The organism is Mesorhizobium sp. M2A.F.Ca.ET.039.01.1.1, assembly GCF_003998035.1.
Taxonomy (GTDB): domain Bacteria; phylum Pseudomonadota; class Alphaproteobacteria; order Rhizobiales; family Rhizobiaceae; genus Mesorhizobium.
On sequence record NZ_RZRY01000019.1, the window covers coordinates 17,901 to 30,195 of the forward strand.

The following is a 12,295-nucleotide window of genomic DNA, read 5'->3' on the forward strand; positions in this document are numbered from 1 at the left end:
CGCTTTCGCCAGTTTTCAACGTTGCAAGGATGGCGCCGGCGCCCGAGCTGCCAATCTCCCCCCTTGTGGGGGAGATGTCCGGCAGGACAGAGGGGGGCGCCGTGGAGCTCGACGATTGAAGCACAGCGGAGGCACCTATGCCTGACCGTTCCTTCCTCAACTGGCCCTTCTTCGAGGACCGCCACCGGAACCTCGCCGAAACCCTCGACGCCTGGTGCGCGAAGAACCTGCCGGTCGATCACCACGACGTCGATGCCGCATGCCGCGACCTCGTCGCCAAGCTCGGCCGCGATGGCTGGCTGAAGCCGACGGCGCTCGACCTGGCCAACCCCGGACCGCTCGACGTGCGCACGCTCTGCATCACCCGTGAGACGCTCGCCCGCCACGATGGCCTCGCCGACTTCGCCTTCGCCATGCAGGGCCTGGGCACCGGCGCGATCTCGCTGTTCGGCACGCCGGAGCAGCAGCGCTGGCTGGAAAAGACGCGAGCCGGCGAGGCGATCTCGGCCTTCGCGCTGTCGGAGCCGCGCTCGGGATCGGACGTCGCCAACATGGAAATGACCGCCACGCGCGACGGCGACAAATACATCCTTTCAGGCGAAAAGACCTGGATCTCCAACGGCGGCATCGCCGACCTCTTTGTCGTCTTCGCCCGCACCGGCGACGCGCCGGGCGCCAAGGGGATTTCGGCCTTCATCGTGCCTGGCGACGCGAAGGGTCTCGGCATCGCCGAACGGCTCGAGGTCATTGCCCCTCACCCGCTGGCGCGGCTGTCCTTCGACAATGTCCGCATCCCAACTTCCGCCCTGATCGGCAAGGCCGGCGACGGTTTCCGCATCGCCATGTCGGTGCTCGACGTGTTCCGCTCGACTGTTGGCGCGGCAGCGCTTGGCTTCGCGCGACGCGCGCTGGACGAGAGCGTCAAGCGCGCCGCGGAACGCAAAATCTTCGGTGCGCCGATGGCGGAGTTGCAGATGGTGCAGGGCCACATCGCCGACATGGCGCTGGATGTCGACGCCGCCGCGCTGCTCATCTATCGCGCAGCATGGACCAAGGACATGGGCGCCGCGAGGGTGACGCGCGAGGCGGCCATGGCGAAGCTCTTCGCCACCGACAAGGCGCAGGAGGTAATCGACAAGGCGGTGCAACTGCATGGCGGCGACGGCGTGCGCAAGGGCCATATCGTCGAGAGCCTCTATCGCGAGATCCGGGCGCTGCGCATCTATGAGGGCGCCTCGGACGTGCAGAAGGTGGTGATCGCCAGACAGGTCATGGGCGCGGCGTGAAACCTTTGCCAACCGCATCTGAAATAGGGGGAGACATGCACACCATCCTGCAGCCTGAGGGCTGGGCCAAACCGGTCGGCTATGCCAATGGCGTGGCCGCGCGTGGCCGGCTTGTCTTTATCGGCGGCCAGGTCGGCTGGAACGCCGAGTGCAAATTCGAGACCGACGACTTCGTCGGCCAGGTGCGCCAGACGCTCGCCAACGTCGTCGCCGTGCTGGCCGAAGCCGGCGGCGAGCCGCGGCACATCACCTCGATGACCTGGTACTTCACCGACAAGGCCGAATATGTCGGCAACCTCAAAGGCATCGGCGAGGCCTATCGCGCCTTGATTGGCCGGCATTTTCCGGCGATGGCGGCCATGCAGGTGGTGGCGCTGGTCGAGGACCGCGCCAAGGTCGAGATCCAGGCGACCGCGGTCATACCTGACTGACTACTGACGCAGCCCGGCCTGCTTCAGGAGCGGCAGAACGCGATCGCAGAAATAGGGCAGCTCCTGCATGTAGTTGACGAAGGACAGCGCGATGCCCTGATAGCCATGCGCGGCGATGGAAGCCATGTCGGCGGCGATCGTTTCAGGGGTGCCGATCAGCGGGTAGGTTCCGGCGCCGCCGGCGAAGCGCTGGCGGTAGCGGTCATAGGCGTGCTGGTCATGCGACTGCGAGAATTCCTTCTTGCCGGTCATATGCGCGTCGACCGCCTCGTGGTCGGCCATCGTGACGGCATAGCGCGTGTAATAGGCCTGCGCCTCTTCCATCGTCGGGCGGCAGACGACATGCGCGACCGTATAGACGCCGACGTTGCGGCCGACCTTGTCGGCACGTTCGCTGATGTCGGTGACATGCTTGCCGGCATCACTCATCTCGGAGAAGGTCGTGAACAGATAATCGCATCGGGCGGCGGCGAAGTCGCGGCCGGGGCCTCCGAAAGCGGCATTCATGGTCACTGGACGCGGCACCTGCAGGCTGGCCGGCCGGCTCACCGCCTCCTTCAGGCGATAGTAGGCGCCCTCATAATCGAGCGGCTCGCTCGAAGCGTAAAGCCGCTCCAGGATCTCGATCCATTCGGCCGCCTGGTCGTACCCCTTCTCGACCAGCGGCGTGCCGAACATCCCGAATTCCTTCGGGTTCCAGCCGCAGACGATGTTGAGCCCCGCGCGGCCCTGGCTGATATGGTCGACGGTGGCAAGCGCCTTGGCGGCGTAGAGCGGGTGTACCAGCGGCACATGCACCGTCATGAACAGGCCGATCTGCTCGGTCGCCGCGGCAAGGGCTGCCGCCCAGGTGAAGGTCTCGAAGGAGAATTCGCGCACCTTGTTGCGGCCGCCGAAGCCACGCCAGCGCGCGATCGGCAGCATGAACTCCAACCCGGCGCGGTCGGCGATCTGGGCCGCCGTCAGATTGTCCTGCCAGCTTGCCGTCCAGCGCTCCGGCACGTCGGTAATGGCAAGCCCGCCATCCGCATTGGTCGAGAAGACGCCAAGCTTCAGTCTGTTCGGGCCATGCAGGGGATGCGCTTTGATCATCTTGGAAACTCTCGGGCGGAACGCCACACGCTAGGCCGGCGTGAAAATATTTCAAGCATGAAATAGCTTCGCCTCGTCGTCGTTTGTGGATATGGATTGGGCAACATGAAAAGGGGATCGGCATGAGCGAGTTCCGCCAGAAATGCATCAGCAGGACCAACCTCGTCGGGTCCTTTGCCGCCATTCCCCATCCGGTCGCCGTCGAGGTGATGGCATCGTCCGGCCTCGATTTCCTCTGCATCGACTGGGAACATGCGCAGATTTCGCGCGAGACGATCGAAGCCATGGTGCGGGCGGCCGACGTGCATCGCGTGCCGGCCATGGTGCGCGTTCCCGGCCATGCGCCGGAGGCGATCCAGGCGGCGCTGGACAGCGGCGCGCAGGGCGTGCTCGTGCCGCGTGTCTCCACCGCAGAGCAGGCGGCGATGGCCGTCAAGGCCTCGCGCTATCCGCCGCTCGGCGAGCGCGGCGTCGGCCCCGGACGCGCCGCCGGCTATGGCTATCGCATCCCCGAATATCTTGCCGTCGCCAATGGGCGGATCGTCGTCGCGGTCCAGGTCGAGACAGCGGAAGGTCTCGCCAGCATCGAGGCGATCGCGGCCGTCGACGGCATCGACCTGATCTTCGTCGGCGCGGGCGATCTCTCGGTGTCGATCGACGCAGTCGGGCCTGCCGGCACAGACAAGCTCAATGCGGCGATCAAGAGCATCATCGGCGCAGCGCTGGCACAGGGCAGGACCGCCGGCATATTCTGCGCCAGCCCGCAGAATGTCGGCCGATGGGGCGCCCTCGGCGCGAGCTTCTTCATGCTGGCCAGCGACACGATGTTTCTTGGCGCCGGCGCGGCGGCCAATTTTGCCGCGGCGCGCGACGAGCTGGCGTAAAAGGGACGCGACCCGCATCCGTTGGGCAGCAGGGGCGCCAAATTTTTTAAGCTTAAAACTTTTGCCTTGAAAAGCGCGGCACTTTGGATAGCATCCTGATGGCGGCTGCCACGGCAGGTTTTCCTGTCAGTCCGTCGCCGCCCGGGTGGAAGGGGTTTCAGTCCTTGTCGTTTGTGTTGCCCCAGTCGTCGTCCAGTGCGCGCTATGCCTTCGATGGCGTTCGCGCCCAGATTCGCGACCTGCACACGGAAAACATCGCCAACCTCGCGGTCCGCGCGCGGGAGCTCGGCGACGTCATCGCGCTCTGGTACGGCGAAGGCGATGTGGTGACGCCGGCCTTCATCCGCGACGCGGCAAAAGCGGCCTTCGACGAAGGCCTGACCTTCTACGTCCCCAACATGCGCGGGCATGGCCCGCTGAACGAAGCGCTGTCGGAATACCAGACGCGCATCCATGGCCGCCCGATCCCGATCGCACGCACCACGGTAACGCCGGGCGGCATGCAGGCGCTGTATCTTGCCCTGGAGCTGCTCGTCGATACCGGCACCAATGTCGTCTATGTCGCGCCGCAATGGCCCAACATCCACAACTCCATCCACCTGATCGGCGGCGAGCCGCGGCCGTTCGCCCTCGACTTCAAGGATGATTGGCGGCTCGACCTCGACCGGCTGTTCGCCACCTGCGACGCGCGCACCCGCGCGATCTTCCTGTCGACGCCGTCGAACCCGACCGGCTGGACCGCGTCACGCGAGGAGATGCAGGCGCTGCTGGACTTCAGCCGGCGCACCGGCATCTGGATCATTTCCGACGAGGTCTATGGCCGGCTCTATTTCGACGGCGACGTCGCGCCCTCGATCCTGCAGATCGCCGAGGACGGCGACCGGGTGCTGTCGGTCAACAGTTTCTCGAAAGCCTGGGCGATGACCGGCTGGCGCATAGGCTGGCTGGCGCATCCGTCGGGCGTGGCCGACCAGCTCGGCGCCATGACGCAATACATCAACAGCGGCACCGCCGCGCCGATCCAGGCCGGCGCCGTGGCGGCGATCCGCCAGGGCGAGCCGCTGGTCGAAGACATCAGGCAACGGATCAGGACCGGCCTCGACCTCGCTTATGACCGGCTGGCCCGGATCCCCGGCGTCATCCTGCCGAGAAAACCGCGCGGCGGCATGTACGCATTCTTCGCCATGGAGGGCGAAGCCGATGCGCGGCAGGTCTGCGCCAGGATCCTGGAGACGGCGCGCGTCGGGCTGGCGCCCGGTCACCTGTTTGGAAATTCGGCGGCGGCATTCCTGCGCATGTGTGTGTGCCGCGACAGCGTTCAGATAGAAACGGCGCTCGAGCGCATGGTCGCCGCCATGAATTGACGCCCCGCTGGGAGGCGGGACGGCAACAAACCGTGCGGGGCGAGCCCCGCCCGATCGACAACAGAGGGAAGACCCAGAGGGAAAACCAATGAGCTTTACGCGTCGCAATCTGCTTGTTCTGGCCGCCGCCATCGGCATCGCCGCCGGCCCCGCCACCGCCTATGCCGCCGATGTGCTCAATGTAGGCGCCTACCCGACCAATCCGCCTTTCGAATACAAGAACGAGAGCGGCACTTTCGAGGGCTTCGAGGTCGACATTGTCAACGAAGCGGCCAAGCGCATCGGCATGACCACCGATATCGCCGATCTCGGCTTCCAGGCGCTGTTCGCGGCTGTCAGTTCCAACCGCATCGATGTCGCAATCTCGTCGATCACCATCACACCGGAGCGGTTGAAGACGCTCTCCTTCACCCAGCCCTACTATGATTCCGACATGGGCATCGCCACCAAGACCGACAGCGCGATCAGCAAGGAAGCCGACCTCAAGGGCAAGGTCGTCGGCGTGCTCTCCGGCTCGACCGGCGAGACCTGGGTCAAGGACCATCAGGCAGCCGACGGCTTCAGCGACGTCAAGGGCTACGACACGCAGCAGAACCTGCTGCTCGACCTCAGCGCCGGCCGCGTCGATGCCGCCGTCAGCGACATCCCCGGCATGCAGTATTCGTTCCAGAAGATGAAGGACCTCGTCGTCAAGGAACGCATCAAGACCGGCGAGCAGTACGGCTTGATGATGAGCAAGGACCATCCGCTGCTCGGCAAGCTCAACGACGCGCTGACGGCGATGAAGAAGGACGGCACGCTGGCCGCCATCCACAAGAAGTGGTTCGGCACCGACGCGCCGGCCGATTCCTCGACGGTCAAGGAAATGCCGCTGCCCAAGGCCTGAGCGGCCACCGGCAAAACGAGCGACGTGCCGGCTCCAAAGGCCGGCACGTCTTGTTTGACGCGTGACGTCCCCGGACCACCACGCTTTCGGCCAATCCGATTTCGATAGTCCGGGTCCTGTCAGGGCATCGCATGACGCAACACGGTCCGGGAACGCTCCCATGTCGCTGATCGACACCTTCTTCAATCCCGAGGTCATTGCGTCGAGTTTGCCGGCGCTGCTGCGCGGCTTCCTCAACACGCTGCTGCTGGGGATCATGAGCATCGTCATCGGCATCGCGGTGGGGCTGGCGATCAGCCTGCTGCGGCTCTACGGACCGAAGCCGCTGCGGTGGCTGGCCATCGGCTATACCGACATCTTCCGCGCCCTGCCGGTGCTGGTGGTGCTGATCCTGATCTATTACGCCCTGCCCTTCCTCGGCATCCGCCTGTCATCCTGGGCATCGGCCGTGACTGCGTTCGCCATCATCATGTCGGCCTATTCGGCCGAGGTTTTCCGCTCCGGCATCGAAAGCATTCCGAAGGGCCAGTTCGAGGCGGCGCAGGCGCTCGGCCTCCCCTTCATGCTCACCTTGCGCAAGGTGGTGCTGCCGCAGGCGATCCGCGTGGTCATCCCGCCGATGACCAGCAACTGCGTCTCGATGTTCAAGGATACCTCGCTCGCCTCGACGGTGGCGCTGCCGGAACTTCTGAAGGAAGCGACCAACGCGCAATCGCTCTACGCCAACCCCTCGCCGCTGATCGGGGCCGCGTTGGTCTACCTCATCTTCCTCTGGCCGATGGTGCGCCTCGTCAGCCTGCTCGAGCGCCGCTTCAAGGACGAGAAAGCGCGCTGACCGCCATCGATACCCGTCCCCCCGCCCAAGTCCCTCGCAGGAGCCTGCCCCGTGAACAAGCATCAGACCGACAGCACCAGCGCCGCCTTCCCGGTCGAAAAGATCCGCGCCATGTTTCCCGCCTTGCAGCGGGCCGGCGATTTCATCTTCATGGACAATGCCGCGGGCGCCCAGATCCCGCAAAGCGTGCTCGATGCGGTGACCAACCATCTGGTGTCGCACAATGTGCAGCGCGGCGGCCGCTATGGCCGCAGCGTCACCGTCGACCAGTCGGTCGCGACGGCGCGCGAGAGCGTCGCGCTCCTGATCAACGCCTACAGCCCGTCCGAAATCTGCTTCGGCATGAACGCGACCTCGTTCATCCGCCTGGTCAGCCTCGGCATCGGCCAGATGCTCGCCAAGGACGCGGATGGGGGACGCGACGAGATCATCGTCACCGACATGGATCACGACGCCAACATCGCCACCTGGTTGGCGCTGGAGCCGGCCGGCGCGAAGTTCAAATGGTGGCGCATGCGCGAGGACGGCAATCTGCATGTCGATGACCTCAAGCCGCTGGTGTCGGAGCGCACCCGCCTCGTCGCCTGCACGGTGACGGCGCATTCGATCGGCTCGATCGTCGACGTCGCCTCGGTGGCCAGGATCGCGCATGCGGCGGGCGCCGAAGTGTTCCTCGACTGCGTGCATTACGGACCGCACGGGCTGATGGACGTGCAGGCCTGGGACTGCGACTATCTCGTGTGCTCCGGCTACAAGAATTTCTCGCCGCATATGGGCTTCCTGTGGGGCCACTTCGACACGCTGAAGCGGCTGCCGACCTTCCGCGAGGATTTCATTCCCGACGAACCGCCCTACAAGGTCGAGGCCGGCACCTTCATCTACGAGAACGTGTCGGGCATGGACGCGGCGGTGCGCTACCTGGAATCGATCGGCCGCAATTTCCTGCCCGAGAACAACCGCTCGCGCCGCGACAACATCGTCGCCGGCATGAACGCCATCCGTGACTACGAGCTGGTGCTGGCGCGCGAGATGATGAAGGTGCTGAAGGACTGCAATGCCACGATCTACGGCGTCGCCGACGAGGCGCGCATCACCGAGCGCGTGCCGACCTTCTGCTTCAATATCGGCAAGCTTTCGCCGCAGCGGATCGTCGAGGAGATGGCGGCCATGCAGATCGGCATCCGCGACGGCCACATGTATGCGCCGCGGCTGATGAAGCGGCTCAACCTGTCGATGGACAGCGGCGCGATCCGCGCCTCGCTTGTGCACTACAACACGGTGGAGGAAGTGCACAAATTCGGTGAGGCGCTGCGGGCGATCATCGCGAAGTTGTCGTGATCCCGACCACCTCCGCGTCGTCATCCAAGGAGCGAAGCGACGCGCGCAGACCCGAGGATCCATTCCGTGACGTCGATGCGTTGCCACGGTGCAGAACTCTGCTCCGCTGCGTTTGTGACCTGGGTAACGGCATGGATTCTAGGGTCTGCGCGCTGCTTCGCAGCGCTCCGCCCTAGGATGACGACCTCTGGGGTCACCGCCCTCTGGGACAGCGACCTGTGGCCCTAAGCCGCTTTCTTCGCAAGCCTCGCCTTGATGCTGGCGATGTCGGCGCGGGGCGTCGCGGCGAACAGCGTCTTGGTATAGGCATGCTTGGGGTCGGAGAAGACCTCGTCGCGCGGACCGTATTCGACCGCTTCGCCGAAATACATCACCATCACATCGTCGGCGATGTAGCGCACCACCGAGAGGTCGTGGCTGATGAAGACGTAGGTCAGTTGGAACTCGTCCTGCAGGTCGGCGAGCAGGTTGAGCACCTGCGCCTGCACTGAAAGGTCGAGCGCCGAGACCGGCTCGTCCAGCACCAGGAGGCTCGGGGTCAGCATCAGCGCGCGGGCGATGGCGATGCGCTGGCGCTGGCCGCCCGAGAACATGTGCGGATAGCGGTTGTAGTGCTCGGGTCCGAGGCCGACCTTCTTAAGCATTTTCATCGCCAGGTCGCGCCGTTCCTCGGCCGGCTTGTCAGTGTTGATGAGGAGCGGCTCGCCAAGCACGTCGCCGATCTTCTGGCGCGGGTTGAGCGAGCCGTAAGGGTTCTGGAACACGATCTGCACCTTGCGGCGCATCTCCTTGGTGAGCCCGTCCCTGGCGATGTCGACCTTGTTGCCGTCGATGAACAGCTCGCCTGACGTCGCCGGATCGATGAGCGTGATGATGCGGGCGAGCGTGGACTTGCCGCAACCGCTCTCGCCGACGATCGCCAGCGTCTTGCCCTTCTCGACGCTGAAGGAAACGCCCTTCACCGCATGCACGGTGCGCGCGCCGCGGAACAGGCCGCCGCCGACATGGTAGTCGCGCTTGATGTCCTTGCCCTCGACGACCTTGGTCATGCGCCGGCTCCTGAAGGCGCGGCCTCGAACAGCATGTCCGTGACGGTCGGCAGCCGGTCGCCGACGGCGTTTTCCGGCAGCGCCGAGAGCAGCGCGCGCGTGTAGTTGCTCTTCGGCGATTCAAACAGCGACAGCACGTCGGCCTCTTCCATCTTGCGGCCCTTGTACTGGACGATGACGCGGTCGGCGGTTTCGGCCACCACGCCCATATTGTGAGTAATCATGATCAGGCCCATGCTGTATTTGGCCTGCAGCGAGACCAGCAGATCGAGGATCTGTTTCTGGATGGTGACGTCGAGCGCGGTGGTCGGCTCGTCGGCGATCAGGAGCTTCGGATTGCAGGCGATCGCCATCGCGATCATGACGCGCTGGCACTGGCCGCCCGACATCTGGTGCGGGAAGGAGTTCAGCCGGTCGGCGGGATCCGGGATGCCGACCTGCTTGAAGAGCTCGATGGCGCGTGCCCGGCGCTGGGCCTTGTCCATGCCCATATGGAAGCGCAGCACTTCCTCGATCTGGAAGCCGACGGTGAAGCAGGGATTGAGGCTGGCAACCGGCTCCTGGAAGATCATGGCGACGTCCTTGCCGATGATCTTGCGGCGGTCGGCCGGGCTGATCTTCAACAGGTCGCGGCCGTTGAAATTCATGCGGTCGGCGGTGACGGTCGCCGTCCATGGTAGGAGGCCCATCACGGCCAGCATCGACACCGATTTGCCGGAGCCGGATTCGCCGACGATGGCGAGCACCTCGCGCTCGTCGACATGGAGCGAGACGCCGTCGACGGCGCGGAACGGACCCGACGCGGTCTGGAATTCGACGACGAGGTTCTGGATGTCGAGCAGCGCCATCACGACCTCCTGAGCTTGGGATCAAGCGCATCGCGCAGGCCGTCGCCGATCAGGTTGATGGCAAGCACGGTGATGAGGATGGCGAGGCCGGGGAAGGTGACCACCCACCAGGCGCGCAGGATGAACTCGCGCGCCGAGGCAAGCATGGTGCCCCATTCCGGCGTCGGCGGCTGCGCGCCGAGACCGAGGAAGCCGAGCGCGGCCGCTTCGAGGATGGCGTTGGAGAAGGACAGCGTGCCCTGGACGATCAGCGGCGCCAGGCAGTTGGGCAATATGGTGGCGAGCATCAGCCTGAGATGGCCGGCGCCGGCGACTTTCGCCGCCACGACATATTCTCGGCTCTTCTCAGCCATCACGGCGGCGCGCACCAGGCGGGCGAAATGCGGCTGCAGGACGAGCGCGATCGCCAGCATGGCGTTGAACAGGCCGGGCCCGAGGATCGTCACCAGCACCAGCGCCAGCAGCAGCGACGGGAAGGCCAGGATCAGGTCCATGACGCGCATGATCGCGACGTCGACCCAGCCGCGGAAATAGCCGGCGAGCAGGCCGAGCGTGATGCCGCCAGTGAGCGCCAGCGTGACCACCACCGCGCCGATCAGCAGCGAGAAGCGTGCGCCATAGAGCAGGCGCGAGAGGATGTCGCGGCCGACCGGATCGGTGCCGAGCAGATATTGCGTCGAGCCGCCTGCCTGCCAGGCGGGCGGCCTGAGGAACGCGGTCTTGTCCTGCACGTCGGGCGCATAGGGCGCGAGCAGCGGTGCGAAGAGGGCCGCCAGCACCAAAAGGATGAACACGAACAGGCCGATGACGGCGCCGCGGTTCACCGAGAAATAGTGCCAGAAGGTTTTTAGCCCGGTGAGGCGATCCGGACTTCCGGCGGCCATCGGAGCGATTTCGGTCTGGGTCATTTATGCCGCCCTGATGCGTGGGTTGATGACGGCATAGAGCACATCGACGATGAGGTTCACCGCCATGACGATGAGCGCGATCAAAAGCAGGCCCGACTGCACGACGACATAGTCGCGCTTGAAGATGGAATCGACCATCCATTTGCCGATGCCCGGCCAGGCGAAGATGGTCTCGGTGAGGATGGCGCCGGCCAGCAGCGTGCCGACCTGCAGGCCGATGGTGGTGACGACCGGGATCAGCGCGTTGCGCAGCGCATGCACGCCGATGACGCGCGCCCCCGAAAGGCCTTTGGCGCGGGCGGTGCGGACATAGTCCTCGCCCAGCACCTCGAGCATCGCCGAGCGCGTCTGGCGCGCGATCACCGCCAGCGGAATGGTGCCGAGCACGATCGCCGGCAGGACGAGGTGGCTAAGCGCGGAGCGGAACGCGTCCCACTTGCCGTGGAGCAGGCTGTCGATGGTCATGAAGCCGGTGATCGGCTTGAAGAAAAACTGCAGGCCGATGCGGCCCGAGACCGGCGTCCAGCCGAGATAGCCGGAAAAGAAGATGATGAGCAAAAGGCCCCACCAAAAGATCGGCATCGAATAGCCGACAAGGGCCGTGCCCATCAGCGACTGGTCGAACCATGAGCCGCGCTTGACGGCGGCGAAGATGCCGGCGGGGATGCCGATCACCATGGCGAAGATCATGGCGAAGAAGGAGAGTTCCAGCGTCGCCGGGAAGAGCGTCTTGAACTCCTCGAGCACTGGGCGCTTGGACGAGATGGAAACGCCGAAATCGCCGGTGGCGACCTCACCGACATAGCGCGCATACTGCTCCCAGATCGGCAGATTGTAGCCGAACTGTTGCTTGAGCTCTTCATAGCGGGCGGGGGCGACGCCATGCTCGCCGGCCATGGCCAGGATCGGATCGCCGGGCAGCAGCCGGACAAAGGCGAAGGCACAGATGGTGATACCGACCAAAGTCGGGATCAGGAGGGCGATTTTGTTGAGAAGATATCGGAGCATCGTCAAATGGAGCGGGGCGGCGCTGGAATTAGCGCCGCCCCGTTCGCAATATTATTCGGCCTTGTCAACGCCGTCGAAGCGGTGAATGCCGAGCGGGTCCATCTTAAAGCCGCTGACATTGTTGCGAACGACCGCGTAGACCTGGCTGTGAGCCAGCAGGAAAGCCGGAGCCTGCTTGGCGAAGATCACCTGCGCCTGCTCATAGAGCTTGGTGCGCTCGGCCTGGTCGCTGGTCTTCTTGGCCTTCTGGATCAGGTCCTCGAAGTCCTTGTCGCACCAGCTGGAGTAGTTCGAGACGCCGACGGCGGAGCAGGCGAAGAGAGTGGCGAAGAAGTTGTCCGGATCGCCATTGTCGCCGGTCCAGCC

The 12,295-nt window shown here is 64.9% G+C and carries 12 protein-coding genes and 1 pseudogene; 7 read left to right on the forward strand and 6 right to left on the reverse strand.

Going from position 1 to position 12,295, the window contains the following annotated elements:
* Window positions 1-137 precede the first annotated feature (137 nt).
* Window positions 138-1,286: an acyl-CoA dehydrogenase family protein gene (locus EOA24_RS03550; RefSeq protein ID WP_126079675.1), complete on the forward strand. Its 1,149-nt coding sequence runs from the start codon at window positions 138-140 to the stop codon at window positions 1,284-1,286.
* A gap of 35 nt (window positions 1,287-1,321) precedes the next feature.
* A complete protein-coding gene (locus EOA24_RS03555; protein WP_126079676.1) occupies window positions 1,322-1,717 on the forward strand; it encodes a RidA family protein in 396 nt (131 codons plus the stop codon).
* Here the strand turns inward: EOA24_RS03555 and EOA24_RS03560 are convergent, their stop codons facing one another.
* The gene (locus EOA24_RS03560) at window positions 1,718-2,809 is read right to left on the reverse strand and encodes an LLM class flavin-dependent oxidoreductase (RefSeq protein ID WP_126079677.1); all 1,092 of its coding nucleotides are present in this window, start codon (window positions 2,807-2,809) and stop codon (window positions 1,718-1,720) included. It abuts the gene before it with no gap.
* Between the two features lie 122 nt (window positions 2,810-2,931).
* Here EOA24_RS03560 and EOA24_RS03565 point away from each other — a divergent pair, with 122 nt between their 5' ends.
* The 5 genes from EOA24_RS03565 (at window position 2,932) to EOA24_RS03585 (ending at window position 8,116) form a co-directional block, all read left to right on the forward strand.
* Complete coding sequence (locus EOA24_RS03565) at window positions 2,932-3,693, forward strand: HpcH/HpaI aldolase/citrate lyase family protein (protein ID WP_126079678.1); 762 nt, start codon at window positions 2,932-2,934, stop codon at window positions 3,691-3,693.
* A gap of 173 nt (window positions 3,694-3,866) precedes the next feature.
* Window positions 3,867-5,057, forward strand: coding sequence for a pyridoxal phosphate-dependent aminotransferase (locus EOA24_RS03570; RefSeq protein ID WP_245467354.1), 1,191 nt, complete (start codon window positions 3,867-3,869; stop codon window positions 5,055-5,057).
* 88 nt (window positions 5,058-5,145) lie between these two features.
* Window positions 5,146-5,943: an ABC transporter substrate-binding protein gene (locus EOA24_RS03575; RefSeq protein WP_042647023.1), complete on the forward strand. Its 798-nt coding sequence runs from the start codon at window positions 5,146-5,148 to the stop codon at window positions 5,941-5,943.
* A gap of 160 nt (window positions 5,944-6,103) precedes the next feature.
* Window positions 6,104-6,778, forward strand: coding sequence for an amino acid ABC transporter permease (locus EOA24_RS03580; protein ID WP_126079680.1), 675 nt, complete (start codon window positions 6,104-6,106; stop codon window positions 6,776-6,778).
* 51 nt (window positions 6,779-6,829) lie between these two features.
* Entirely contained in the window at window positions 6,830-8,116 is a 1,287-nt protein-coding gene (locus EOA24_RS03585; protein WP_127255861.1) for a cysteine desulfurase-like protein, read from the forward strand.
* Between the two features lie 224 nt (window positions 8,117-8,340).
* Here the strand turns inward: EOA24_RS03585 and EOA24_RS03590 are convergent, their stop codons facing one another.
* The 5 genes and pseudogenes from EOA24_RS03590 to EOA24_RS03610 form a co-directional block, all read right to left on the reverse strand.
* Window positions 8,341-9,165, reverse strand: a complete 825-nt coding sequence (locus EOA24_RS03590; RefSeq protein ID WP_127409588.1) for a dipeptide ABC transporter ATP-binding protein — start codon at window positions 9,163-9,165, stop codon at window positions 8,341-8,343.
* Window positions 9,162-10,013, reverse strand: a complete 852-nt coding sequence (locus tag EOA24_RS03595) for an ABC transporter ATP-binding protein (RefSeq protein WP_126079683.1) — start codon at window positions 10,011-10,013, stop codon at window positions 9,162-9,164. The genes EOA24_RS03590 and EOA24_RS03595 overlap by 4 nt, the downstream gene beginning before the upstream one ends.
* Window positions 10,013-10,921 (reverse strand): ABC transporter permease subunit, encoded by a 909-nt coding sequence (locus tag EOA24_RS03600; RefSeq protein WP_126079684.1) that lies wholly within the window; start codon window positions 10,919-10,921, stop codon window positions 10,013-10,015. The genes EOA24_RS03595 and EOA24_RS03600 overlap by 1 nt, the downstream gene beginning before the upstream one ends.
* On the reverse strand, window positions 10,922-11,929 hold the full coding sequence (locus tag EOA24_RS03605; protein WP_126079685.1) for an ABC transporter permease subunit: 1,008 nt from the start codon (window positions 11,927-11,929) through the stop codon (window positions 10,922-10,924).
* Between the two features lie 51 nt (window positions 11,930-11,980).
* Window positions 11,981-12,295: pseudogene (locus tag EOA24_RS03610) on the reverse strand (ABC transporter substrate-binding protein); the annotation flags it as partial.